Origin of the sequence: Pseudomonas sp. 18175, from assembly GCF_050432925.1 — a bacterium.
GTDB lineage: Bacteria > Pseudomonadota > Gammaproteobacteria > Pseudomonadales > Pseudomonadaceae > Aquipseudomonas.
The window spans coordinates 16692-41067 of sequence record NZ_JBKFTO010000001.1 but is presented as its reverse complement, the minus strand read 5'-3'; the positions used below and the strand labels follow the sequence as shown (position 1 = coordinate 41067).

Here is a 24376-nt window from a genome sequence, read left to right as displayed (position 1 = left end):
GTCCTTGCGTTAAAACCTGGAGACCCGATGGGGGCTCCAAGTGCGTGAGGTATTACTCGACTGTCACCGACTTGGCCAGGTTACGCGGCTGGTCGACGTCAGTGCCCTTGAGCACAGCCACGTAGTACGACAGCAGTTGCAACGGGATGGTGTAGAGAATCGGCGACAGGGTGTCGTTGATGTGCGGCATGTTGATGACGTGGGTGCCTTCGCCGTTGGTCATGCCGGCTTTCTCGTCGGCGAATACCACCAGTTGGCCGCCACGAGCGCGTACTTCCTGCAGGTTGGATTTGAGCTTTTCCAACAGTTCGTTGTTCGGCGCCACGGTGACCACGGGCATGTCGTCATCCACCAGGGCCAGTGGGCCGTGTTTCAACTCGCCAGCAGGATAGGCTTCGGCGTGGATGTACGAGATTTCCTTGAGCTTGAGAGCACCTTCCATCGCAACCGGGTATTGCGCGCCACGGCCGAGGAACAGGGTGTGGTTTTTGTCGTTGAACAGCTCGGCGACTTTTTCCACGGTGCTGTCCATGGCCAGGGCTTCGCCCAGGCGGGTTGGCAGACGACGCAGTTCTTCTACCAGGGTGGCTTCGACGCCGTTCGCAAGAGTACCGCGCACTTGGCCAAGGGACAGGGTCAGCAGCAGCAAGCCAACCAGCTGGGTGGTGAAGGCTTTGGTGGACGCCACGCCGATTTCACGACCGGCCTGGGTCAGCAGGGTCAGGTCGGACTCGCGCACCAGGGAGCTGATGCTGACGTTGCAGATCGCCAGGCTGGCCAGGAAGCCCAACTCCTTGGCGTTACGCAGGGCGGCCAGGGTGTCGGCGGTTTCGCCGGACTGGGAGATGGTCACGAACAGGGTGTCGGGCTGTACCACTACTTTGCGGTAGCGGAACTCGCTGGCGACTTCGACCTGGCACGGGATGCCGGCCAGTTCTTCCAACCAGTAACGGGCAACCATACCGGCGTGGTAGCTGGTGCCGCAGGCGACGATCTGCACATTGCGCACCTTGGCGAACAGCTCGGCGGCTTGCGGGCCGAAGGCGTTGACCAGCACTTGTTTGTCGCCAAGGCGACCTTCGAGGGTACGCTGGACTACAGCCGGTTGCTCGTGGATTTCCTTGAGCATGAAGTGGCGGTACTCGCCTTTGTCGGCGGCTTCGGCACCGTCACGGTACTGCACGGCTTCGCGTTCGACTGAGTTGCCGTTAACGTCCCAGATCGCCACGCTTTCACGGCGGATGTCGGCAATATCGCCTTCTTCCAAGTACATGAAGCGGTCGGTGACTTGGCGCAGGGCCAGTTGGTCGGAGGCAAGGAAGTTTTCCCCCAGGCCCAGGCCGATTACCAATGGGCTACCGCTGCGGGCGGCGACGACGCGGTCCGGCTGGCTGGCGCAGACCACGGCCAGGCCGTAGGCGCCGTGCAGTTCCTTGACCGTGGCCTTGAGGGCGGTGGTCAGGTCGCTGTGGTCTTTGAGCTTGTGGTTTAGCAGGTGGGCGATGACTTCGGTGTCAGTGTCTGAGGTAAATACGTAGCCCAGGCCCTTGAGTTGTTCGCGCAACACTTCGTGGTTTTCGATGATGCCGTTGTGCACCACGGCAAGGTCGCCGGAGAAATGCGGGTGGGCGTTGCGTTCGCACGGCGCACCATGGGTGGCCCAGCGGGTGTGCGCGATGCCCAGGCGACCGACCAGCGGCTCACCGGCCAGGGCCTGTTCCAACTCGCTGACCTTGCCCGGGCGACGCACGCGCTCAAGCTTACCGGCATTGGTAAAAACGGCCACACCGGCGCTGTCATAGCCACGGTATTCCAGGCGCTTGAGGCCTTCGATCAGGATGGCGGTTACGTTGCGTTCGGCGACTGCGCCAACAATTCCACACATGGTGCTTCTCCTAGATGATTGCCGCGCATATCAGCGTAATGCCGCGGGCTTGGATCTGGTCGCGGGCCTCAAGCGGCAGGCGATCATCGGTAATAAGGGTATGGACGCTGCTCCAGGGCAGTTCCAGGTTGGGGATTTTGCGGCCGATCTTGTCGGATTCGACCATCACCACTACTTCACGGGCGACCTCGGCCATTACACGGCTCAGGCCCAGCAGTTCGTTGAAGGTGGTGGTACCGCGTTGCAAATCGATGCCGTCAGCGCCGATGAACAGTTGATCAAAGTCGTAGGAGCGCAACACCTGCTCGGCGACCTGGCCCTGGAACGAGTCCGAATGGGGGTCCCAGGTGCCGCCGGTCATCAGCAGCACCGGTTCGTGTTCCAGTTCGCTCAAGGCGCTGGCCACGTGCAGAGAGTTGGTCATGACCACCAGGCCGGGCTGGTGGCCCAGTTCAGGGATCATGGCGGCGGTGGTGCTGCCGCTGTCGATGATGATGCGGGCGTGTTCACGCAGGCGCGTCACGGCGGCACGGGCGATGGCGCGCTTGTATACCGAGATGGGCTGAGCGGCGTCGCCCACCAGTTCCTGGGGCATGGTGATGGCGCCACCGTAGCGGCGCAGCAGCAGGCCGTTGCTTTCGAGGGCGGCCAGGTCTTTACGGATCGTAACTTCCGAAGTTTCGAAATGTTTGGCCAATGCGTCCACGCTGACTTCGCCCTGTTCATTGAGCAGGGTGAGGATGTTGTGACGGCGTTGGGGAGTATTTCGTTTCGACATGGTGGTTATAAGTTTCGTTTCGAAAGATAACGAAGGCAATCAAAACCTATTGGCGAAAGATCGTNGCGTCCACGCTGACTTCGCCCTGTTCATTGAGCAGGGTGAGGATGTTGTGACGGCGTTGGGGAGTATTTCGTTTCGACATGGTGGTTATAAGTTTCGTTTCGAAAGATAACGAAGGCAATCAAAACCTATTGGCGAAAGATCGTCAAGCAGGATGAGCAAAAATTTCAGCCCAGCACAAACCAAATGTGGGAGCGGGCTTGCTCGCGAATGCGGTGTATCAGTCAACATGATCAGTGACTGACACACCGTATTCGCGAGCAAGCCCGCTCCCACATTGGATATTTGTTGCGGGTGAAATTGTGGATAAATCAGGACGTTTTGATTTTTTCCGGGCGCTTCCAGCCGTCGATGTTGCGCTGGCGAGCACGGGCCACGCCAAGCTGCAAGTTATCCACATTCTGGTTGATGGTGGAGCCCGCCGCCGTGGTGGCGCCATCGCCGACGCTTACCGGGGCAACCAACGAGTTGTTAGAACCGATGAACACGTCTTCACCCAATACGGTCACATGCTTGTTGGCCCCATCGTAGTTGCAGGTGATGGTGCCGGCACCGATGTTGGTGCGCGCACCAATGACGGCGTCGCCCAGGTAAGTCAGGTGACCGGCCTTTGCGCCCTCACCCAGGTGGGCGTTTTTCAGTTCGACAAAGTTACCCACATGGGCCTTGGCTTCCAGCACGCTGCCAGGGCGCAAACGGGCAAACGGGCCGGCATCGCTGCCCTCGCCCATCACTGCGCCTTCCAGGTGGCTGTTGGCCTTGATCACCACGCCTTTGCGCAAGGTGCTGTCCTTGATCACGCAGTTCGGGCCGATCACCACGTCGTCCTCGATGATCACGCGGCCTTCGAGGATCACGTTGATGTCGATCAGAACATCGCGGCCTACCGTGACCTCACCACGCACATCGAAACGCGCCGGGTCGCGCAGGGTCACACCCTGGGCCATCAGGCGTCGGCCTTCGCGCAGTTGGTAGTGACGTTCAAGCTCGGCGAGTTGCTTGCGGTCGTTGGCGCCCTGCACTTCCATCGGGTCGTGGGGTTGCTCGGTGGCGACCAGCAGGCCATCGCTCACGGCCATCTCGATAACGTCGGTGAGGTAGTACTCGCCCTGGGCGTTGTTGTTGGACAGGCGGCTCATCCAGTCGGCGAGCTTATTGGCAGGCACCGCCAGAATACCGGTGTTGCCTTCGGTGATGGCGCGCTGGGCTTCGCTGGCGTCCTTGTGTTCGACGATGGCGGCAACCTTGCCGTCTGCGGTGCGCACGATGCGACCGTAGCCGGTGGGGTCGTCCAGCTCAACGGTGAGCAGGCCCATTTGGCCAGGCACCACGTGCTTGAGCAGGCGTTGCAGGGTTTCCACTTCGATCAGTGGCACGTCGCCATAGAGGATCAGCACGGTGTCGGCAGTGATGAACGGCACGGCTTGCGCGGTGGCGTGACCGGTGCCGAGTTGTTTGTCTTGCAATACGAAATTCAGGTCGTCCGCAGCCAGGCGTTCCCGTACCACATCGGCACCGTGGCCGATCACTACGTGAATACGCTGCGGGTCGAGCTGCCGGGCGCTGTGGATAACATGGCCGAGCATGGAGTTGCCGGCAACCGGGTGCAGCACCTTGGGCAAGGCCGAGCGCATGCGGGTACCCTGGCCTGCGGCAAGAATGACGATTTCAAGAGACATGAGTGGCTACCAATCCTGGGCGGTCCGGCTTCAGACCAGAGAGTGTTTTGCGGAAAAAGAAAAAGGGTAGCCGAGGCTACCCTTTTTAATCAATCGCGCTTGAAGCATGACGGCGTGGCCGCTTACTTCTTGCGGATCTGCTGGAGCGTGCGCAGCTGGGCTGCAGCCTCGGCCAGACGTACAGCAGCAGCGCTGTAGTCGAAGTCCGCACCCTTTTCGTTCAGGGCCTTCTCAGCAGCCTTGACGGCTTCCTGAGCGGAGGCTTCATCCAGGTCGCCAGCACGTTGCACGGTGTCGGCAAGTACCTTGACCATGTTCGGCTGAACCTCGAGGAAACCACCGGAGATGTAAAACACCTCCTTATCCCCGCCTTGCTTGGTCAGAGTGATCGGACCCGGCTTCAAGCTGGTAATTAACGGCGCGTGACCCATGGCAATACCAAGGTCACCGAGTTCGCCGTGTGCAATCACCATCTCTACCAGACCGGAGAAGATTTCCCCTTCCGCGCTGACGATATCGCAATGGACTGTCATAGCCATCTGATTGCCTCAACCTGATGAGCGCCCGTTTCCGGGCGCTTGGATTACAGTTTCTTGGCTTTCTCGATCGCTTCTTCGATGCCGCCGACCATGTAGAACGCTTGTTCTGGCAGGTGGTCGTAGTCACCGTTGAGGATGCCTTTGAAGCCAGCAATGGTGTCTTTCAGGGAAACGTATTTACCCGAGGCACCGGTGAAGACTTCAGCCACGAAGAACGGCTGCGACAAGAAGCGCTGGATCTTACGAGCACGGTTTACCAACTGCTTGTCGGCTTCCGACAGCTCGTCCATACCCAGGATCGCAATGATGTCCTTCAGCTCTTTGTAACGCTGCAGCACGTACTGAACGCCGCGAGCGGTGTCGTAGTGCTCCTGGCCGATCACGTTCGGGTCCAGCTGGCGCGAAGTCGAGTCCAGTGGATCGACCGCTGGGTAGATACCCAGGGAGGCGATGTCACGGGACAGTACGACGGTGGCGTCCAAGTGGGCGAAGGTGGTCGCAGGCGACGGGTCGGTCAAGTCATCCGCAGGTACGTATACCGCTTGGATCGAGGTGATCGAACCTTCTTTGGTCGAAGTGATACGTTCTTGCAGAACGCCCATCTCTTCAGCCAGGGTCGGCTGGTAGCCTACTGCGGAAGGCATACGGCCCAGCAGTGCGGATACTTCAGTACCGGCCAAGGTGTAACGGTAGATGTTGTCGACGAACAGCAGAACGTCGTTACCTTCGTCACGGAACTTCTCGGCCATGGTCAGGCCAGTCAGTGCTACGCGCAGACGGTTACCCGGCGGCTCGTTCATCTGACCGTAAACCAGTGCCACTTTGTCCAGAACGTTGGAGTCCTTCATCTCGTGGTAGAAGTCGTTACCCTCACGAGTACGCTCACCAACACCTGCGAACACGGAATAACCGCTGTGCTCGATGGCGATGTTACGGATCAGTTCCATCATGTTTACGGTCTTGCCTACACCGGCACCACCGAACAGACCGACTTTACCGCCTTTGGCGAACGGGCAAACCAGGTCGATAACCTTGATGCCGGTTTCCAGCAGGTCGTTGCCGCCAGCTTGTTCCGCGAACGAAGGTGCTGGACGGTGAATGCCCCAGCGCTCTTCGGTGTCGATCGGGCCAGCTTCGTCGATTGGGTTACCCAGTACGTCCATGATCCGGCCCAGGGTCGCTTTACCGACCGGTACGGAGATGGCTGCGCCAGAGTCGATAACGTCCAGACCGCGCTTCAAGCCTTCGGTGGAACCCATCGCAATGGTACGAACTACGCCGTCGCCCAGCTGTTGCTGAACTTCCAGAGTAGTTTCCGCGCCTTGTACTTTCAGCGCGTTGTAGATGCTCGGTACGCTGTCGCGTGGAAATTCCACGTCGATAACGGCGCCGATGATTTGAACGATACGTCCGCTACTCATAGCTGGATCCTCTGAATATTTGAACCGTTAAACCGCGGCAGCGCCGCCGACGATTTCCGAGATCTCTTGGGTGATCGCAGCCTGACGCGCCTTGTTGTAGATCAGCTGCAAATCGCTGATCAGATCACCGGCGTTATCGGTAGCGTTTTTCATCGCGATCATCCGCGCCGCTTGTTCAGCTGCGTTGTTCTCGACCACCGCCTGGTACACCTGCGACTCCACGTAGCGCACCATCAAGCCATCAAGCAGCTCTTTGGCGTCTGGTTCGTAGAGGTAGTCCCAGTGGTGCTTGAGTTCCTGATCCGGAGTCGCCACCAGTGGAATCAATTGCTCCACGGTTGGCTGCTGGGTCATGGTGTTGATGAACTTGTTGGATACCACGGAGAGGCGGTCAATCCGGCCTTCCAGGTACGCATCCAGCATCACCTTCACACTGCCGATCAAATCATTGATCGACGGCTCTTCACCCAGGTGGCTGATAGCTGCAACGACGTTACCGCCGAAGTTGCGGAAAAAGGCCGCACCCTTGCTACCAACTACACACAGATCGATCTCGACGCCCTTTTCGCGGTTTACCGCCATGTCCTTGACCAGGGCCTTGAACAGGTTGGTATTCAGACCACCGCACAAACCACGGTCACTGCTCACAACCACATAACCCACGCGCTTAACTTCACGGTCGATCATGAATGGGTGGCGGTATTCCGGGTTGGCGTTAGCCAGATGCCCAATTACCTGGCGGATACGCTCCGCATAAGGACGGCTAGCAGCCATGCGCATTTGTGCCTTGCGCATTTTGCTGACCGCCACTTTTTCCATGGCGCTGGTAATTTTTTGCGTGCTTTTGATGCTCGCAATCTTACTGCGAATCTCTTTTGCGCCTGCCATGTAACACCTATCAGGTTAGCAAGCGGGAGCCTTGCGGCTCCCGCTGCGGCTTACCAGGTTTGGGTGGCCTTGAACTTCTCGATACCGGCTTTCAGGCCAGCGTCGATTTCGTCATTGAAGTCACCCTTCACGTTGATCTTGGCCAACAAGTCGGCGTGATCGCGGTTGAAGTAAGCAATCAGCGCTTGTTCAAAGCTGCCAACCTTGGCGATTTCGACGTCAGTCAGGAACCCACGCTCAGCGGCATACAGCGACAACGCCATGTCAGCGATCGACATTGGGGCGTATTGCTTCTGCTTCATCAGCTCGGTAACGCGCTGACCATGCTCAAGTTGCTTACGGGTCGCTTCGTCCAGGTCAGAAGCAAACTGGGCGAATGCCGCCAGTTCACGGTACTGAGCCAGAGCGGTACGGATACCACCGGAGAGCTTCTTGATGATCTTGGTCTGAGCAGCACCACCCACACGGGATACCGAAACACCGGCGTTCACTGCAGGACGAATACCTGAGTTGAACATGGCCGATTCCAGGAAGATCTGACCATCGGTGATCGAGATCACGTTGGTCGGAACGAACGCGGAAACGTCGCCAGCCTGGGTTTCAATGATCGGCAGTGCGGTCAGGGAACCGGTTTTGCCGGTCACTGCGCCGTTGGTGAACTTCTCTACGTACTCTTCCGAAACGCGGGATGCGCGCTCCAGCAGACGGGAGTGGAGATAGAACACGTCGCCTGGGTAAGCTTCACGGCCTGGTGGACGGCGCAGCAGCAGGGAAATCTGGCGATAAGCCACTGCTTGCTTGGACAGATCGTCATAAACGATCAGCGCGTCTTCACCGCGGTCGCGGAAGAATTCACCCATGGTGCAACCGGAGTACGGTGCCAGGAATTGCAGCGCAGGAGATTCCGAAGCACTGGCAGCCACGATGATCGTGTTGGCCAGGGCGCCGTTTTCTTCCAGCTTGCGAACCACGTTGGCGATGGTCGATTGTTTCTGACCGATAGCTACGTAGACGCAGAAAATGCCGCTGTCTTTCTGGTTGATGATCGCGTCGATGGCCAGAGCGGTTTTACCGATCTGACGGTCACCGATGATCAGCTCACGCTGGCCACGGCCGACAGGGATCATGGCATCGACAGCCTTGTAGCCAGTCTGTACAGGCTGGTCTACCGACTTACGCCAGATCACGCCTGGAGCAACTTTCTCGACCGCGTCGGTCTCGGTGTTGCCCAGTGGACCTTTACCGTCAACAGGGTTACCCAGTGCGTCGACAACGCGACCCAGCAGTTCCTTACCAACCGGAACTTCCAGGATGCGGCCAGTGCACTTGGCGCTCATGCCTTCGGCCAGACTGGTGTATGCGCCCAATACAACGGCACCTACGGAGTCTTGCTCCAGGTTGAGGGCCATACCGAAGACGCCGCCCGGAAACTCGATCATCTCGCCGTACATTACGTCGGCCAGACCGTGAATCCGCACGATGCCGTCAGATACGCTGACGACAGTGCCTTCGTTACGGGCTTGGGAGGTCACATCGAGCTTGTCGATGCGGCCCTTGATAATTTCACTTATTTCGGAAGGATTGAGTTGCTGCATTGCTCTGCTGCCCCTTCAAACTCAAGATTTCAATGCTTCGGCAAGATTCGCGAGTTTGCCGCGAATCGAGCCATCGATAACCAGGTCGCCGGCGCGAATGACAACACCCCCAATGAGGGATGGGTCTTCCGCAACTTGCAGGCGCACTTCCCGGTCGAGTCGTGCACTGAGAACCTTGGCGAGTTTGTCTTGCTGTTCTTGGTTCAATGCGAAAGCACTGGTCACTTCAACGTCTACCGATTTCTCTTGTTCGGCCTTGTACAGGTCGAACAGAGCGGCGATCTCCGGCAGAAGCAGGAGACGGTCGTTTTCGGCAATGACGTTGATGAAGTTCTGTGCCTTCACATCAAACTTGTCGCCGCACACTTCAATAAAAGTGGCGGCCTTGTCTGCGCTCGTCAGTCGCGGGGCCTTGAGCACGCGCTGCATGGTGTCGTCTTGCGACACTGCTGCAGCCAGGCCGAGCATGGCTGACCAAGAGGCCAGCTGCTGGTGGGCCTGGGCGTGCTCGAAGGCTGCCTTAGCGTAAGGTCGGGCCAACGTGGTCAATTCTGCCATGATCGCCCTCGCTTAAATTTCAGCAGCCAGTTTGTTAACCAGCTCCGCGTGCGCGTTTTGATCGATTGTGGCACCCAGGATCTTCTCAGCACCGCCAACGGCCAGGGCACCCAATTGGGCACGCAGCGCGTCTTTGACACCGTTCAGTTCCTGCTCGATCTCGGCCTGAGCCTGAACCTTCACACGGTCAGCGTCGATACGGGCTTTTTCAACAGCCTCTTCAACGATCTGGTTACCGCGTTTCTTGGCTTGCTCAATGATTTCGGCTGCTTGAGCTTTCGCTTCGCGCAGTTGTTGACCCGCTTTATCTTGGGCCAACTCCAGGTCGCGAGCTGCTCGTGCTGCAGCGTCCAGCCCATCCGCGATCTTCTTCTGACGTTCGTGCAGAGCTGCGATGACCGGAGGCCATACGAACTTCATGCAGAAAACGACAAAAATCAAGAACGCTAAGGACTGACCAATAATGGTTGCATTAATGTTCACGCCAATACCTCGCTCATTCGTTGCACAACACACCAATCACTCGAAAAGACGAGTGATTAACCGGCGAGTTGACCAACGAAAGGGTTCGCGAAGGTGAAGAACAGAGCGATACCAACACCGATCATGGTCACGGCGTCGAGCAGGCCGGCGACGATGAACATTTTAACTTGCAGCATTGGAACCATTTCTGGCTGACGCGCTGCGCCTTCCAGGAACTTGCCGCCCAGCAGGCCGAAACCAATGGCAGTACCCAGGGCGCCCAGGCCGATCAACAGTGCAACAGCGATAGCGGTTAGACCAACTACAGTTTCCATCTTTCCTCCCGACTTTTACGTCGTATGGTTTAGGTTTTTTAGATTTTAAAGCGGTAAAACAAATCGTTTCATAGCCCGTGAGGGCCACCTTCCCGTGTTACCGGGAAGGACATCAGACTAGTCGAGACTGGCCTTAATGGTTTTCTTCGTGCGCCATCGACAGGTAGACGATGGTCAGCATCATGAAGATGAAGGCCTGCAGGGTGATGATCAGGATGTGGAACACAGCCCACGCCCACTGCAGAACAATGCCCAGGCCGCTAAGCCAGAGCAGGCCGCTGCCGAACATCACAGCGATCAGAATGAACACCAACTCGCCGGCATACATGTTGCCGAACAGTCGCAGCGCCAGGGAAATCGGCTTGGCGACCAGGGTCACGAATTCCAGCAGGAAGTTCACCGGGATCAGCAGGGCTTGAACGAAGATGTTCTTGCTGCCGAACGGGTGCAGGGTCAGTTCGCCGATAAAGCCGCCGATGCCCTTGATCTTGATGCTGTAGAAAATGATCAACGCGAACACCGACAGGGCCATGCCCAGGGTGGCGTTAGGGTCCGTGGTGGAAACCGCACGGAATGGAATGTGGTGATCGCCGGAGATCAGGATGGCCAGCTGAGGAATCCAGTCGACCGGGATCAGGTCGACAGCGTTCATCAGGAACACCCAGACGAAGATGGTCAGTGCCAACGGTGCAATCACCGCGCTACGACCATGGAAGCTGTCTCGCACGCTGCCATCGACGAATTCGACCAATACTTCAACGAAGTTCTGCAAAGCACCTGGCTGACCGGAAGTCGCCTTTTTTGCCGCCATGCGGAAAATCAGGACGAAGATCAGACCCAATGCGACCGACCAACCCAGAGTGTCCAGGTGGAAAGCCCAGAAGCCCATTTCTTTGGCCTCTGCTGCGGAGTGGGCAAAGCCCCAGCCGCCATTAGGAAGCTGACCGAAGGTCAGGTTCTGCAAGTGGTGCTGGATATAGCCCGAAGCGGTTGTTTCTGCCATGGTTGCCTCAAACGCCCTAAGGTTTCGAAAGTCTTGTTTTCATTAGCAGGGGAGCGAACCAGCTGACCAGTTGGGTCAACACGAAGACGCCGAATACAGCCAGCGGCGCCAATGGCTTCACACCTGCAAAGGTCAGTGCAAACAGCACTGCCGTCAAAATCAGTTTCCCTGCCTCGCCAGCATAAAATGACCGGACGATAGCCTGGGCTGCTCGGGCGCCGGAAAACCGAAAGGCCCTATGAGCAAAATACATATTGGGCAGCAAGGCTATCAGGCCTCCGCAGAGTCCTGAATATCCGGCTACGACTCCATGCCCGTACCAAAGCGCCAACGCGGCGATCAGCAAGATGACAAATTGAGCCAATAAAACCGGGAAAACGGCCAAGCGATGGAACGGCAACGTGTTTGGCGTGCGGGTTTCCATCACTCTTGCTCCTCAATGGTCGGCTGCCGGAAATCAATAACTTGGCATAATTTGTGCCGACAAAATGCGCGCAGAGTATAGGGGCGGTTCTGCCCCTATTCAACTGTCGGGTAGTGATTTCCGATCACACGCTACATGAGTAAATGTTTCAGCGGATGTGGGCAAGAACGCCCTGAAGCTCATCAAGGGAGTTATATCCGATGACCAATTGGCCTTTGCCTTTCTTGCCGTGGCGAATTTGCACCGCAGAGCCCAGGCGCTCGGCCAGGCGCTGCTCAAGGCGCGCGATATCCGGATCAGGTTTGGCCGTTTCGACCGGTGCAGGTTTGCCGCTGAGCCACTGGCGAACCAGGGCCTCGGTCTGACGAACGGTGAGCCCTCGTGCGACAACGTGTCGCGCCCCTTCAACCTGTTGATTTTCCGGCAAACCCAGCAAAGCACGGGCGTGACCCATTTCCAGGTCGCCATGGGACAACATGGTCTTGATAACTTCCGGCAACGCGATCAGGCGCAGCAAATTGGATACGGTCACGCGGGATTTACCCACCGCCTCGGCCACTTGTTGCTGGGTCAGCTGGAATTCCTGTTGCAGACGCTGCAACGCAATCGCTTCTTCGATCGGGTTGAGGTCTTCACGCTGGATGTTCTCGATCAGCGCCATGGCGATGGCGGTTTCATCCGGCACATCACGCACCATCGCCGGGATGGTTTCCTTGCCGGCCTGCTGGCTGGCACGCCAGCGGCGTTCACCGGCGATGATTTCAAAGCGTCCGCCACCGATCGGGCGTACCACGATCGGCTGCATCACGCCCTGGGCCTTGATCGAATTGGCCAGTTCTTCCAGCGCCTGAGGGTCCATGTCCCGGCGTGGCTGATATTTGCCGCGCTGGATCAGGTCCAGGGGCAGGTGTTGCAACTCGCGCTCGTCGGCCTGCACCGCTTGTTCTTCAAGCGATGTGACGGTCGGACCACTCAACAGTGCATCCAGTCCACGTCCGAGACCTCGTTTCTTGACGGCCATGGGGATTCCTTAAGTTGGCTGGGCGGCAGCGGTGCGTGAGTTGCGGCGTTGGCGACGGACCATCTCGCCAGCAAGGGCCAGATAGGCAATGGCACCCCGCGAGGATTTGTCGTACGCAAGCGCCGGCATGCCGTAGCTCGGGGCTTCGGCCAAACGGATGTTGCGCGGGATCACCGTGTCGTACAGCTGGTCGCCAAAGTGTTCCTTGAGCTGGGCCGATACATCGTTCATCAGGCTCAAGCGCGGATCGAACATGGTCCGCAGCAGGCCTTCGATCTGCAGGTTCGGATTGAGCAGCTCGGCGATACGCTTGATGTTATCCACAAGGTCGCTCAAGCCTTCCAGTGCGTAGTACTCGCACTGCATGGGGATAATCACCCCATCGGCAGCCACCAACGCATTGAGCGTGAGCATCGACAGCGACGGCGGGCAGTCGATCAAAATGTAATCGTAATTCTCGCGGATCGGCGCCAAGGCGCTGCGCAGACGGCTTTCTTTCATCTGCATTTCCAACAGCACCACTTCCGCCGCGGTCAAATCGCGGTTGGCCGGCAGCAGTTGATAACCGCCATGTTCGGAGAAGTGCATGGCCTGGGCCAGGTCGCACTCACCGATCAGCAAGTCGTAGACCGAGTTTTCCAGGCCGTGTTTATCCACACCGCTACCCATGGTGGCGTTGCCCTGTGGATCGAGGTCGATCAACAGCACCCGGCGCTTGGTAGCCACCAGGGATGCTGCGAGGTTGATACAGGTGGTGGTTTTGCCCACGCCACCTTTCTGGTTCGCTATCGCGAATACCTTAGCCATTCTTGCTTGTGTTCCCAATCATGCCGTGCGGCGCAGTATCAGCAGATGGCGTTGGCCTTGGCAACCGGGTACGGCCAAGGCGTGTTCGCTATCGAGGTGGAAGTCTGCCGGCAATGCTAACAGCTCATCGCTTGGATGGACGCCCTTCATTGCCAGCCAGCGCGTATCGCGATCGCCCAAGTGGCGAGTCCAGTTGCTGAAGTTCTCCATGCTGCTGAACGCCCGGGAAACAATCCCGTTGAAGGGCTGCTCAGGCGTGAAGGCCTCGACGCGACTGTGGATAACTTGCAGGTTATCCAATTTGAGCTCGAGTTTGACCTGGGTCAGGAAGCGGGTTTTCTTGCCGTTGCTGTCCAGGCAAGTCACTTGGGACTCTGGAAACAGGATGGCCAGCGGAATGCCAGGCATCCCACCGCCACTGCCAACGTCGAGCCAGCGGCCATTTTCGATAAACGGCATCACGCTCAAACTGTCGAGCAAGTGACGGGAGACCATTTCGTTCGGATCGCGCACTGCGGTGAGGTTGTAAGCCTTGTTCCATTTGATCAACAGGGCCAGGTAGCCCAGCAGCAATTCGTGCTGGGCCGGGGTCAGGTCAACGCCCAACTGACGTGCACCTGTGGATAACTCTTCGGCGTGTTGCGTGGTGACCAACGAACTCAAGCGCTTTGCTCCAACTGACGGCCCGCGCCGCGTTTTTTCAAATGAATCATCAACAGCGAAATCGCTGCCGGGGTGACGCCGGGAATGCGTGAAGCCTGGCCCAGGGTTTCTGGCCGAGTTATCCCCAGCTTGCTTTGAATTTCTTTCGACAGCCCGGAAATCCCGGTGTAGTCGATATCCACCGGCAACTTGGTGTCTTCACTGGCGCGCAGGCGAGCGATTTCGTCCTGCTGACGATCGATGTAACCGGCGTACTTGGTCTTGATTTCAACCTGCTCGGCGACCTGTGGATCTTCTGCGCCGCCACCGGTCACTTCTACCAGGCCAGCGTAGTCGATTTCCGGACGAGACAGCAGGTTCAGCAAGTTGTACTCGTGGGTCAGCGGCGTGCCGAATTTTTCGGCAATCGCATCGCCTTGCTCGGTGCCCGGGCGAACCCAGGTGCTTTTCAGACGCTGCTCTTCCAACGCGATGCTTTCGCGTTTTTTGCAGAAGGCCTCCCAGCGCACGTCATCGACCAAGCCCAGTTCGCGGCCTTTTTCGGTCAGGCGCAAGTCGGCGTTGTCTTCGCGCAGGATCAGGCGGTATTCGGCACGGGATGTGAACATCCGATACGGTTCCTGGGTACCCAGGGTAATCAGGTCGTCCACCAACACACCGATGTACGCCTCATCGCGACGCGGGCACCAGCTGTCTTTGCCCTGCGCGCGCAATGCGGCGTTGGTCCCGGCCAGCAAACCTTGGGCGCCGGCTTCTTCGTAACCGGTGGTGCCGTTGATTTGTCCGGCGAAGAACAGGCCGCCGATCACTTTGGTTTCCAGGCTGTACTTGAGGTCACGCGGATCGAAGTAGTCGTACTCGATGGCGTAGCCAGGACGCACGATGTGCGCGTTTTCCATGCCGCGAATCGATTGCACGATCTGGATCTGCACGTCGAATGGCAGGGAAGTGGAAATCCCGTTTGGGTAAAGCTCGTGAGTGGTCAAGCCTTCGGGTTCGATGAAGACCTGGTGGCTTTCCTTGTCGGCAAAGCGATGGATCTTGTCTTCGATGGATGGGCAATAACGCGGGCCAATGCCTTCGATCACTCCGGAATACATTGGCGAACGGTCGAGGTTCGCCGCGATGATTTCGTGGGTGCGGGCGTTGGTGTGGGTAATCCAGCAACTCACCTGTTTCGGGTGCTGTTCTTTGGAGCCCATGAACGACATCACTGGAATCGGTGTGTCGCCGGCCTGTTCGGTCATTACCGAAAAGTCCACAGAACGCCCGTCGATACGCGGCGGAGTACCGGTTTTCAAGCGGCCGACACGCAGCGGTAATTCACGCAGGCGTTTTGCCAGGGCAATCGACGGCGGATCACCGGCGCGGCCGCCGGAATAGTTCTGCATACCAATGTGGATAAGTCCGCCGAGGAAGGTACCGGTGGTCAACACCACGGACTCTGCGAAGAAACGCAGGCCCATTTGCGTGACAACACCACGTACCTGGTCTTGCTCGACGATCAGGTCATCGGCTGCCTGTTGAAATATCCACAGGTTCGGCTGGTTTTCCAGGGTTTCGCGTACGGCCGCCTTGTACAAGATGCGGTCGGCTTGTGCCCGAGTGGCACGCACGGCCGGGCCTTTGCGGCTGTTGAGCACGCGAAATTGAATACCACCCTTGTCGGTAGCCATGGCCATCACGCCGCCGAGGGCGTCGATTTCTTTAACCAAATGACTTTTGCCGATCCCACCAATGGCGGGGTTGCAACTCATTGCACCGAGGGTTTCCACGTTGTGCGTCAGCAACAGGGTTTTTACGCCCATGCGTGCTGACGCCAGTGCTGCCTCGGTACCGGCATGACCGCCGCCGATGACGATCACTTCAAAACGGGAAGGGAAATCCACCACGCACCTCGTGCCTGCTTATGTAGGTAATCAGGAATTGTCTGTTGAAAGAGATTTAGAGCTTTGGCGGCAAGTATAGGGACTTAGCCCTTCCTAAAGAACCCTTTGCACAAAATTTAACCAGCTGTGGATGAATCACAGACAATAGAAATTAAAAGAGAGAAATTTATTAAATCTTTGTTTTTATGTTTATTTCTACTGAGCAACCTTTCTGTGGATAGATCTATACAGGCCTTTATTTACGTGATGTACAGCGATTCAAAAGTCTGTGGTCATATGCCAATGAGGCCCTTGGATAAGTGCTTTAAGCCTGTGGATTAAACAGGTGGTTATCCACAGTTGGGTTTGTACTCAGTTTTCGAGCCCTGTTATCAACTGGGCACAGGGGCGGTTATTCACAGGGCTTAATCCACAGAAATACGCGAATTCAGATGAATTGCGCCCACGACGATGCCGCCGAAATCCTTCAGCACGAGCAACCTCACCGCAAAAAGACCCCTATTGTGAGAAAACCACAGTGCAGTTAATAATAGCGATTATCATTAAGCAGCCTTTTCTCGCCCCTATGCCGCCTCCTTCACACACGGTTGCCGTCCAGCACATCTACGAGCAACACCATTCCTGGTTGCACGGCTGGCTCAAAGGCAAGTTGCACAACGCCTGCGATGCGGCCGATGTGGCGCACGATACGTTCGTACGTATTCTGGGCGGACGCCATGCGGCGCAGATCCAGGAACCGCGGGATTACTTGGCGACCATCGCCCGGGGCCTGGTGATTGATCGTTATCGCCGGCATGCCATCGAACAGGCCTATCGGCAGGCGCTGGCCGAGCGGCCTGAACCCACGGCCATCAGTGAAGAAGACAAGGCAATCATCATTGAAACCCTGGTGGCTGTGGACAAAGCTCTATCGGGCCTGGGTGAAAGGGCGAGGCGGATTTTCATGCTGTCCCAGCTTGATGGGCTGACTTATCAACAGATCGCCGATCAGCTACAGGTATCACTGACTACGGTGAAGAAGCACATGGTTCGCACACTGACGGAATGCGCGCTGATCATGGCTTGCCTGTAATGGCCGTCCCCGATCGCAAAACCTTCGAAGCCGCCGCCAGCTGGTATGTGCAGTTTCAATCCCAACCACCTACACCTACCGAACGCCTGGCCTGGCAGCAATGGCTCAATGGCGATCCGTCCCATCAAGCCGCGTGGAATCAGATGGAGCAACTGCAGCGCAGCCTCGGCGCCCTGCACCCGGAATTGACCCGCCGTGCGTTATCCACAACTCAACAACGACGACAGGTCCTCAAGTGGATGCTGTTGCTCGGTGGCACCGGGTATCTGGGCTGGAATGTTCAGCAACATACGTCCCTGGGCAACGCGTGGGCCGACTATCGCACCCGCGTGGGCGAACGTCGGCGCATCGAGTTGGCGGACGGCACACAGGTTGACCTCAATACACACACCTCGATTGATGTGGTGTTCGACGCCAACCAACGATTGATCCGCCTGCGCGAAGGTGAAGTACTTATCCGCACGGGCAAGTCGAGCGGCCAAACACCGTTTTACGTCGAAACCCGCCAGGGCCGGGTGCAGGCACTGGGCACCCGGTTCACCGTGCGTCAGCTATCGGACGCCACACGCGTCGGGGTACTGGAAGACCGGGTCAGCGTGTCACCCGCGGATCAACCCGACCACGTGCGGATGCTCAATGCCGGCGAAAGCGTCGACTTCGACCGGCAGAACGTTGGCGTGAATCACCCGTATCGCGGCAGCCAGGCGGCCTGGGTGGAGGGTCAACTGATCGTGTTGGATGCCAGATTGGGTGATGTGATCGACGACCTCGCCCGCTATCGAACAGGCGTATTGCAGTGCGATCCGGCCTCAGCGCGGTTGCGGGTGTCGGGAACCTTCCGGCTGGACTCCACTGACGCGGTGCTGGCCAATCTGCAAGCAACCCTGCCAATCCAAGTGAAATACTTCACTCGGTATTGGGTTTCGGTGAAACGAATCGGATGAACAAAAATAATCCGCAGGGGGTTATCTTTTTTTTACCTGACGCGGCCCTACAGGTAATCACGACGCAACCTTCAGGGCTTACCCACCTATGCGCCTCTCAACCAAGCTTCGCCAGCGACTCTCATACCACGGCATCACCTATGGCTTGATGCTAGGCACTGCTGCCAGCACCGGCGCTGTGCTGTCGACTGGCGTCATGGCCGCCAGTGCGGTGCAACATTACGCAATTGCGGCTGGCCCGCTCGATAATGCCTTAAGCCAATTTGCCGCCAAGGCGAATGTGATTCTGTCCTTCTCCCCCCAGCAAACCGCGCGTTTGAACACGCCGGGGCTGGAAGGCGACTATTCGGTGGAACAAGGCTTTGCACTGCTGCTGCAAAACTCAGGCCTCGAGGCCTTGGCCCAAGCCCCTGGCAGCTACGTGTTGCAAGCAGCACCCGTTGGCCAACTCACCCTGTCACCCACCACGGTCAGCACTTATCAACAGGCTGGGTTCAACCAAGAGATCGCCGGCGACGTAGGCTACAAAGCACAAAACAGCCGCATTGGCACCAAGACCAGCACACCCTTGTCGGAAACCCCCCGCTCGGTTTCAGTCGTAACGGGCCAACGCATCAAGGACCAGAAATCCCAAACCCTGACAGAGGTTTTGGGCTACGTCCCCGGGATTTTCGCGCCGCCCTTTGCCGCCGGCGATAGCCTAGCCGGGGATTTGTTCTTCATTCGCGGTTTCAACGCCACGGATTACGGCTATGGCCTGCTGCGCGATGGCCTACGCGTGCAAGGCAATCGGTATGACACCACCAGCGAGCCCTATGGTTTGGAACGCGTAGAAATCTTCCGTGGTCCGTCTTCACTGCTCTACGGCGAAAACGCCCCGGGAGGCCTGGTGAATCTGGTCAGCAAGCATCCAACCGCTACGCCACAGGGAGAGGTGCAGTTGGGCTACGGTTCGAACAACCGCCGCCAATTGGGTGTGGATATCTCCGGGCCACTTAATGACAGCGACAATATCCTTGGCCGGGTAGTGATGCTGGGTCGCAAGTCCGACACACAGACGGACCATGTGCCGGATGACCGCCTATACATTGCGCCATCCCTGACCCTGAATTTCGACGATTACAACACCCTGACGCTGTTGGCCAACTACCAGAAAGACCACACCAACCTGGAACTTGGCTTACCCGCCGCTGGTACTTTGCTGACCAACCCGAATGGCAAGTTATCCAAGCACACCATGCTCGGTGATCCAGACTGGAACACCTTTGAACGGGAAGCCTGGAGCACTGGCTACGAGTTCAGCCACAGCGTCAATGACGAATGGCAGTTCCGCCAGAACTCGCGTTACATGCAGTCCCGCATCAACCGCCATGAAACCTGGCCGGGTGACCTGAACAATCAGGGCTTCGGCACCCAGCTGAACATGAACGCCTACGACCGCTACAACAAGTCGATGGTGTACTCCGTGGATAACCAACTGGAAGGAAAATTCCAGCTGGGCGAACTGGAAAACACTGTCCTGTTCGGCGCGAGCTACGATCGGACCTCGTTCAATCAGGACTGGGACGCGGGTTTCGCCGGCACCATCAATGTGTATAACCCGGTTTACCTGCGCGAACCGACCACACCGCTGGCGGTGCAGAACACCTTGCTCGAACAACAGATGAAAGGGGTGTATGCACAGGTCCAGAGCAAGTACGACCACTGGCTGTTCCTGCTCGGCGGGCGTCAGGATTGGGTCGATAGCCAATTCCGGGACAAGGTGAAGCCCTCATCGGACTCAAGCACCACCGAGCAGAAATTCACCTACCAGGGTGGCGTGATGTACCAGTTCGACAACGGCCTGACGCCGTATGTCAGCTATTCCACTGCGTTCGTACCCGTACAGCAGATCTCGGTGACAGGCTCACCGCTCAAGCCGATCACCAGTCGTCAATATGAAGTGGGCGTGAAGTACGAGCCAATCGGTTGGGACACAGCGATGACGCTGTCGGTCTATGACCTGCGCAAGCAAGACGACACCTATCTCGACAGCACCACCAATACTTATCGCCAAGTGGGTGAAAGCCGCGCCAAGGGTGCTGAAGTCGAGATCAACAGCAACATCACGCCGAACCTGAATCTGACGGCGGCCTACACCTACACCGATGCACGGATTACCAAGGATACGGTGGGCTCATTGGTTGAGGGGCGGCAGATGACCGGTGTTCCCCGCAACCAGGCCTCGGTGTGGGGCAAATACCGATTCTTGGACGGCCATCTCAAAGGGCTCTCCCTGGGCGGTGGTGTGCGTTACTTCGATAGCGCCTTTTCCTACACCAAGCCGACCCTTTACGGGAAACTCGACCCCGGCAGCGTCACCTTGGTGGATGCAGCCATCGGCTACCAGATCGATACCCACTGGTCGGTCGACCTGAATGCCAAGAACCTGTTCGACAAGGAATATGTGTCTGGTTGCAACGACGCAGGCCGTTGCTATTGGGGAGACAGCCGTACCTTGCTCGGTACGGTGTCCTACAACTGGTGAGGCGCTGTGGATAACTCGGTTATTTACCAATACAGAAACTGGAAAATATCCTCCCCAGCAAATCATCGGAGCTGAATGCCCCAGTGATCTCGCCCAACAGCTGCTGCGCCTGGCGCAAATCCTCCGCCAGCAGCTCACCGGCCCCCGCCAAGGTCAGTTGGGCCCGACCGTGCTCCAGCGCCGCACTGGCGTGTCGCAGCGCTTCCAGGTGCCTACGACGCGCACTGAAGCTGCTTTCCGAGGTCTGCTCGTAGCCCATGCAGGCCTTGAGGTGCTCGCGCAGCACTTCCAGGCCCTCGCCAGCGGACTTCGCGCTCAGGCTGATCGTCACATGCCCGTCGTCGCTGGTTTCCATGGCAATGGCCTCACCTGTCAGGTCGGCCTTATTGCGGATCAAGGTGACTTTGGCCGGGTCCGGTCGGTGCTCCAGGAACTCTGGCCAGAGCGCAAAAGGATCCACAGCCTCGGGCGCCGTAGCGTCCACCACCAACAACACGCGGTCTGCTTCGGCGATAGCCTTGAGTGCTCGTTCCACGCCGATCTTTTCAACCTGGTCGTCGGTATCGCGCAGGCCGGCCGTATCGACCACGTGCAGCGGCATGCCGTCGATGTGGATATGTTCACGCAGGATATCCCGGGTGGTGCCGGCGATTTCGGTGACGATGGCGGCTTCACGGCCGGCCAGTGCATTGAGCAAGCTGGATTTTCCGGCATTCGGCCGTCCGGCAATCACTACGGTCATGCCGTCGCGCAATAGTGCCCCCTGCCCGGCTTCGCGCAGCACTGTGGATAACTCATCGCGGACTTTATCCAGCATCGCCAGCACATGACCATCCGCCAGGAAGTCGATTTCTTCTTCCGGAAAATCAATCGCGGCCTCGACATAGATGCGCAAGCTGATCAGTTGCTCGGTCAAGTTATGCACACGCAGGGAAAAAGCGCCCTGCAGCGAGCGCAATGCATTACGCGCAGCTTGTGCAGAACTGGCTTCGATCAAGTCGGCAATCGCCTCGGCCTGAGCCAGGTCGAGTTTGTCGTTCAGGAACGCACGTTCGCTAAATTCACCGGGGCGAGCCAGTCGGCAGCCCAATTGCAGACAACGCTGCAACAACATATCCAACACCACCGGGCCACCGTGACCCTGCAGTTCCAGTACATCTTCACCGGTGAAGGAATTCGGACCGGGAAAATAAATGGCCAAGCCCTCATCCAAGACGCTGTCGTCAGCATCCAGAAACTGACCAAAGTGGGCATAGCGTGGTTTCAACTCCCGCCCACTGATGGCTTTGGCCGCGATGCCGGCGAGCGGCCCGGAAATTCGAACGATACCGACACCACCGCGACCTTGAGCGGTGGCGACAGCAGCGATGGTTTCACGAGGAGCGCTCATCAGCAGGTTCCAGAACAAAAGTGACGGAAAGCAAAACGCCCCACTAGGGGGCGTCTTGAGTGGTTATCCACAGAGTAAATTACGCCTCGGCTTTTTTGGTAGCCGCTTCGATTTTACGAGTGATGTACCACTGTTGGGAAATCGACAACACGTTGTTGACTACCCAGTACAGAACCAGACCAGCTGGGAACCACAGGAAGAAGAAGGTGAAGATGATTGGCATCATTTTCATCACTTTGGCCTGCATCGGATCCGGCGGAGTCGGGTTCAGACGCTGCTGGATAAACATGGTGGCGCCCATGATGATCGGCAGGATAAAGAACGGGTCTTTGATCGACAGGTCAGTAATCCACAGGATGAACGGTGCCTGGCGCATTTCCACGCTTTCCAGGAGCACCCAGTACAGCGACAGGAATACCGGCATCTGTACCAGAATCGGCAAGCATCCACCCAGCGGGTTGATCTTCTCTTTCTTGTACAGCTCCATCATGGCCTGCGACATTTTCTGCCGGTCATCACCATGTTGCTCTTTCAGAGCGGCCAGTTTCGGTGCCACGGCACGCATGCGCGCCATCGACTTGTAGCTGGCTGCCGACAGCGGGAAGAAGATCCCTTTGATCAGCATGGTCAGGAAGATAATCGAGAAGCCCCAGTTACCCACGATGCTGTGGATATGTTGCAGCAGCCAGAAAATCGGCTGGGCAATGAACCACAGGATGCCGTAATCCACAGTCAGTTCCAGACCTGGGGACAACTCTTTGAGTACGGCTTGGCTTTTCGGGCCGGCATACAGGGTAGCGCTGGTTTCAGCCTTGGCACCTGGTGCCACGGTCAATGCCGGGCCAGTGTAGCCAATGATGTAGTTGCCTTTGGTGTCCTTGCGCGCCAGTACCGCATTGTTCTGGCCTGGCTGAGGAATCCACGCCGTCACAAAGTAGTGCTGCAGCCACGCAACCCAACCGCCGCTCACGTTATAGGTGATTGGCGCCTTGGTTTTGTCTTCAGCCACCTTATCCATATCTTTCATGGATACTTTTTTGTACGGCTCCGAACTTGTCCACAGGGCTGCGCCCAGGTAAGTCGCGGTGCCAGTAGCAGTGCTGGACGATGGATCGGAGCTGGCGTCACGCTTGAGCTGGGCAAACATTGCGCCAGTCCAAGGCTGTGCGCTCTGGTTGTCGATCAGGTAAGTGACAACGATGTCGTACAGGCCACGCTTGAGTGTGAAGCGCTTGATGTAATTGACGCCGTCTTTGCTGAACTTCAGGTCAACGACCAGTTGGTCCTGGCCATCGGCCAGTTGATAACTCTTCTTCTCCGAGGAGAAAACCGGACGACCGGTAGGGCTGGCATCGGGACCATTGCTGCCGATCAGGCCACTTTGCGCCTGATAAACACGCTCGCCACCGTTATCGAACAGTTGGAATGGAATTTCCGGGTGATCCTGACGACGCGGGTACAGCGGAAGTGTCAGTTTGGCAACATCGCCACCTTGCGGGTCGATAGCCAGGTCCAATACATCCGTTTTGACTTGGATGAGGTCTGTGCTGGCGGCAACTGGTACTTCTGCGGGTGCGTTTGTTTCGCCCGCTGCACGTGGAATGTCATCACTGGCGGCAGCGTTGGTACCGCTCACTGTGTCGGGAAGTCCCGCAGGAACAGCATTGGCAGCAACATTCTGAGTCGGCAGGGCAGCTTGGCCGTAGTCCTGGTTCCAATTAAGGACCATGACGTAGGACACGATTGCCAGGGCGACGATCAGGATCGTGCGTTTAATATCCATGATTACTCGGCCATCGAAGAAGAACGGGAGGTAGGGATAGGCGGAACCGGGTCATAACCACCGGGATTCCACGGATGACAGCGACCTAAACGACGAAAGGTCAGCCAGCCACCGCGCAGAAGACCATGATTTTCTATGGCCTCTAACGCGTAGCAGGAACAACTGGGGTAGAAACGACAGTGGCTGGCCATCAGAGGACTAATGGCATAGCGATAAAACTGGATCGGAACGAGTGCCAGTTTACGCATCAGTGCTGTCTACCCCTACAGTTTCGGTGATGACTGCTGGTGCTGGCTTGTTGGTACGCGCCAGACGTTTCCAGAGCTTGCCGAAATGCTGAATCAATTCGGGGTTTTCTACATCCCCCAAGCCTTTGCGCGCGACGATAACAATATCCCAACCAACCAGAGTGTCCTGGTGGAGGCGAAACGATTCGCGCATCAGACGCTTGAGGCGATTGCGCTCAACGGAGAGCTTTACGCTCTTCTTGCCGATCACCAACCCGAGGCGGGGGTGATCCAGATCGTTGTTACGCGCAAGGAGCAGGAGATTTTTCCCCGGAACCTTGCCGGTGGGGGAGTCAAAGACTGCCTTGAAGTGCCGGGGGGTTAGCAGACGCTTTTCCCGACTGAAGTCCTGACTCACCACCA

General features: G+C 57.5%; 23 protein-coding genes and 1 pseudogene. 3 read left to right on the top strand and 21 right to left on the bottom strand.

The features are described 5' to 3' along the window. Window positions 1-52: 52 nt before the first annotated feature. From glmS to mnmG, 17 genes and pseudogenes are all read right to left on the bottom strand, one after another. Window positions 53-1885: a glutamine--fructose-6-phosphate transaminase (isomerizing) gene (gene glmS / locus ACLD1Y_RS00185; protein WP_429474409.1), complete on the bottom strand. Its 1833-nt coding sequence runs from the start codon at window positions 1883-1885 to the stop codon at window positions 53-55. A gap of 10 nt (window positions 1886-1895) precedes the next feature. Further along, the gene (locus ACLD1Y_RS00180; protein ID WP_429474407.1) at window positions 1896-2663 is read right to left on the bottom strand and encodes a DeoR/GlpR family DNA-binding transcription regulator; all 768 of its coding nucleotides are present in this window, start codon (window positions 2661-2663) and stop codon (window positions 1896-1898) included. A 67-nt stretch (window positions 2664-2730) separates the two neighbouring features. Beyond that, window positions 2731-2808: pseudogene (locus tag ACLD1Y_RS00175) on the bottom strand (XRE family transcriptional regulator); the annotation flags it as partial. A gap of 229 nt (window positions 2809-3037) precedes the next feature. After that, window positions 3038-4405 carry a bifunctional UDP-N-acetylglucosamine diphosphorylase/glucosamine-1-phosphate N-acetyltransferase GlmU gene (gene glmU / locus ACLD1Y_RS00170; RefSeq protein WP_429474405.1) on the bottom strand — a complete coding sequence of 456 codons (1368 nt, stop codon included), beginning with the start codon at window positions 4403-4405 and terminating at the stop codon, window positions 3038-3040. Between the two features lie 122 nt (window positions 4406-4527). Beyond that, window positions 4528-4944: a F0F1 ATP synthase subunit epsilon gene (locus ACLD1Y_RS00165; protein ID WP_178920930.1), complete on the bottom strand. Its 417-nt coding sequence runs from the start codon at window positions 4942-4944 to the stop codon at window positions 4528-4530. A 44-nt stretch (window positions 4945-4988) separates the two neighbouring features. Then, window positions 4989-6365 carry a F0F1 ATP synthase subunit beta gene (gene atpD, locus ACLD1Y_RS00160; protein WP_003177062.1) on the bottom strand — a complete coding sequence of 459 codons (1377 nt, stop codon included), beginning with the start codon at window positions 6363-6365 and terminating at the stop codon, window positions 4989-4991. Between the two features lie 27 nt (window positions 6366-6392). Continuing rightward, window positions 6393-7253, bottom strand: coding sequence for a F0F1 ATP synthase subunit gamma (gene atpG, locus ACLD1Y_RS00155; RefSeq protein ID WP_010207685.1), 861 nt, complete (start codon window positions 7251-7253; stop codon window positions 6393-6395). Window positions 7254-7303: 50 nt separating this feature from the next. After that, window positions 7304-8848, bottom strand: a complete 1545-nt coding sequence (atpA, locus tag ACLD1Y_RS00150; protein WP_429474402.1) for a F0F1 ATP synthase subunit alpha — start codon at window positions 8846-8848, stop codon at window positions 7304-7306. Window positions 8849-8869: 21 nt separating this feature from the next. After that, window positions 8870-9406 carry a F0F1 ATP synthase subunit delta gene (locus ACLD1Y_RS00145; RefSeq protein WP_017528669.1) on the bottom strand — a complete coding sequence of 179 codons (537 nt, stop codon included), beginning with the start codon at window positions 9404-9406 and terminating at the stop codon, window positions 8870-8872. Between the two features lie 12 nt (window positions 9407-9418). Further along, entirely contained in the window at window positions 9419-9889 is a 471-nt protein-coding gene (locus ACLD1Y_RS00140; protein WP_008439543.1) for a F0F1 ATP synthase subunit B, read from the bottom strand. Between the two features lie 56 nt (window positions 9890-9945). After that, the gene (gene atpE, locus ACLD1Y_RS00135) at window positions 9946-10203 is read right to left on the bottom strand and encodes a F0F1 ATP synthase subunit C (protein WP_002555987.1); all 258 of its coding nucleotides are present in this window, start codon (window positions 10201-10203) and stop codon (window positions 9946-9948) included. 133 nt (window positions 10204-10336) lie between these two features. Continuing rightward, on the bottom strand, window positions 10337-11206 hold the full coding sequence (atpB, locus tag ACLD1Y_RS00130) for a F0F1 ATP synthase subunit A (protein ID WP_003213554.1): 870 nt from the start codon (window positions 11204-11206) through the stop codon (window positions 10337-10339). Between the two features lie 16 nt (window positions 11207-11222). Next, on the bottom strand, window positions 11223-11630 hold the full coding sequence (locus ACLD1Y_RS00125; RefSeq protein WP_003177069.1) for a F0F1 ATP synthase subunit I: 408 nt from the start codon (window positions 11628-11630) through the stop codon (window positions 11223-11225). Window positions 11631-11778: 148 nt separating this feature from the next. Then, the gene (locus tag ACLD1Y_RS00120; protein ID WP_016970690.1) at window positions 11779-12651 is read right to left on the bottom strand and encodes a ParB/RepB/Spo0J family partition protein; all 873 of its coding nucleotides are present in this window, start codon (window positions 12649-12651) and stop codon (window positions 11779-11781) included. Between the two features lie 9 nt (window positions 12652-12660). Then, on the bottom strand, window positions 12661-13458 hold the full coding sequence (locus ACLD1Y_RS00115) for a ParA family protein (protein ID WP_017736233.1): 798 nt from the start codon (window positions 13456-13458) through the stop codon (window positions 12661-12663). Window positions 13459-13476: 18 nt separating this feature from the next. Then, the gene (gene rsmG / locus ACLD1Y_RS00110) at window positions 13477-14121 is read right to left on the bottom strand and encodes a 16S rRNA (guanine(527)-N(7))-methyltransferase RsmG (RefSeq protein WP_429474397.1); all 645 of its coding nucleotides are present in this window, start codon (window positions 14119-14121) and stop codon (window positions 13477-13479) included. Continuing rightward, window positions 14118-16010, bottom strand: coding sequence for a tRNA uridine-5-carboxymethylaminomethyl(34) synthesis enzyme MnmG (gene mnmG / locus ACLD1Y_RS00105; protein WP_105521474.1), 1893 nt, complete (start codon window positions 16008-16010; stop codon window positions 14118-14120). The genes rsmG and mnmG overlap by 4 nt, the downstream gene beginning before the upstream one ends. Window positions 16011-16575: 565 nt before the next feature. Between mnmG and ACLD1Y_RS00100 the strand changes: the two genes are divergently transcribed. From ACLD1Y_RS00100 to ACLD1Y_RS00090, 3 genes are all read left to right on the top strand, one after another. Next, window positions 16576-17082, top strand: coding sequence for a sigma-70 family RNA polymerase sigma factor (locus tag ACLD1Y_RS00100; protein ID WP_429474395.1), 507 nt, complete (start codon window positions 16576-16578; stop codon window positions 17080-17082). Beyond that, a complete protein-coding gene (locus tag ACLD1Y_RS00095; protein WP_429474393.1) occupies window positions 17082-18026 on the top strand; it encodes a FecR domain-containing protein in 945 nt (314 codons plus the stop codon). The genes ACLD1Y_RS00100 and ACLD1Y_RS00095 overlap by 1 nt, the downstream gene beginning before the upstream one ends. An 88-nt stretch (window positions 18027-18114) precedes the next feature. Further along, entirely contained in the window at window positions 18115-20553 is a 2439-nt protein-coding gene (locus ACLD1Y_RS00090) for a TonB-dependent siderophore receptor (protein ID WP_429474391.1), read from the top strand. 19 nt (window positions 20554-20572) lie between these two features. Here the strand turns inward: ACLD1Y_RS00090 and mnmE are convergent, their stop codons facing one another. The 4 genes from mnmE to rnpA all read right to left on the bottom strand — a co-directional run bounded on the left by mnmE (window position 20573) and on the right by rnpA (window position 24371). Next, window positions 20573-21943: a tRNA uridine-5-carboxymethylaminomethyl(34) synthesis GTPase MnmE gene (mnmE, locus tag ACLD1Y_RS00085; protein ID WP_429474390.1), complete on the bottom strand. Its 1371-nt coding sequence runs from the start codon at window positions 21941-21943 to the stop codon at window positions 20573-20575. 79 nt (window positions 21944-22022) lie between these two features. Continuing rightward, window positions 22023-23726: a membrane protein insertase YidC gene (gene yidC, locus ACLD1Y_RS00080; RefSeq protein WP_429474388.1), complete on the bottom strand. Its 1704-nt coding sequence runs from the start codon at window positions 23724-23726 to the stop codon at window positions 22023-22025. 2 nt (window positions 23727-23728) lie between these two features. Continuing rightward, entirely contained in the window at window positions 23729-23974 is a 246-nt protein-coding gene (gene yidD, locus ACLD1Y_RS00075; RefSeq protein ID WP_010207715.1) for a membrane protein insertion efficiency factor YidD, read from the bottom strand. Next, window positions 23967-24371, bottom strand: coding sequence for a ribonuclease P protein component (gene rnpA, locus ACLD1Y_RS00070; protein ID WP_429475341.1), 405 nt, complete (start codon window positions 24369-24371; stop codon window positions 23967-23969). The genes yidD and rnpA overlap by 8 nt, the downstream gene beginning before the upstream one ends. Window positions 24372-24376: the final 5 nt, after the last annotated feature.

Excerpts from the sequence above, each read along its gene's own strand:
- atpA (WP_429474402.1), bottom strand. The coding sequence starts at position 8,848 with ATGCAGCAACTCAATCCTTCCGAAATAAGTGAAATTATCAAGGGCCGC.
- mnmE (WP_429474390.1), bottom strand. The coding sequence starts at position 21,943 with ATGAGCGCTCCTCGTGAAACCATCGCTGCTGTCGCCACCGCTCAAGGT.
- glmS (WP_429474409.1), bottom strand. The coding sequence starts at position 1,885 with ATGTGTGGAATTGTTGGCGCAGTCGCCGAACGCAACGTAACCGCCATC.
- ACLD1Y_RS00120 (WP_016970690.1), bottom strand. The coding sequence starts at position 12,651 with ATGGCCGTCAAGAAACGAGGTCTCGGACGTGGACTGGATGCACTGTTG.
- yidD (WP_010207715.1), bottom strand. The coding sequence starts at position 23,974 with ATGCGTAAACTGGCACTCGTTCCGATCCAGTTTTATCGCTATGCCATT.
- ACLD1Y_RS00090 (WP_429474391.1), top strand. The coding sequence starts at position 18,115 with ATGCGCCTCTCAACCAAGCTTCGCCAGCGACTCTCATACCACGGCATC.
- atpE (WP_002555987.1), bottom strand. The coding sequence starts at position 10,203 with ATGGAAACTGTAGTTGGTCTAACCGCTATCGCTGTTGCACTGTTGATC.
- ACLD1Y_RS00115 (WP_017736233.1), bottom strand. The coding sequence starts at position 13,458 with ATGGCTAAGGTATTCGCGATAGCGAACCAGAAAGGTGGCGTGGGCAAA.
- ACLD1Y_RS00180 (WP_429474407.1), bottom strand. The coding sequence starts at position 2,663 with ATGTCGAAACGAAATACTCCCCAACGCCGTCACAACATCCTCACCCTG.
- ACLD1Y_RS00165 (WP_178920930.1), bottom strand. The coding sequence starts at position 4,944 with ATGGCTATGACAGTCCATTGCGATATCGTCAGCGCGGAAGGGGAAATC.
- atpD (WP_003177062.1), bottom strand. The coding sequence starts at position 6,365 with ATGAGTAGCGGACGTATCGTTCAAATCATCGGCGCCGTTATCGACGTG.
- ACLD1Y_RS00100 (WP_429474395.1), top strand. The coding sequence starts at position 16,576 with ATGCCGCCTCCTTCACACACGGTTGCCGTCCAGCACATCTACGAGCAA.
- ACLD1Y_RS00145 (WP_017528669.1), bottom strand. The coding sequence starts at position 9,406 with ATGGCAGAATTGACCACGTTGGCCCGACCTTACGCTAAGGCAGCCTTC.
- ACLD1Y_RS00095 (WP_429474393.1), top strand. The coding sequence starts at position 17,082 with ATGGCCGTCCCCGATCGCAAAACCTTCGAAGCCGCCGCCAGCTGGTAT.
- yidC (WP_429474388.1), bottom strand. The coding sequence starts at position 23,726 with ATGGATATTAAACGCACGATCCTGATCGTCGCCCTGGCAATCGTGTCC.
- atpG (WP_010207685.1), bottom strand. The coding sequence starts at position 7,253 with ATGGCAGGCGCAAAAGAGATTCGCAGTAAGATTGCGAGCATCAAAAGC.
- ACLD1Y_RS00125 (WP_003177069.1), bottom strand. The coding sequence starts at position 11,630 with ATGGAAACCCGCACGCCAAACACGTTGCCGTTCCATCGCTTGGCCGTT.
- glmU (WP_429474405.1), bottom strand. The coding sequence starts at position 4,405 with ATGTCTCTTGAAATCGTCATTCTTGCCGCAGGCCAGGGTACCCGCATG.
- atpB (WP_003213554.1), bottom strand. The coding sequence starts at position 11,206 with ATGGCAGAAACAACCGCTTCGGGCTATATCCAGCACCACTTGCAGAAC.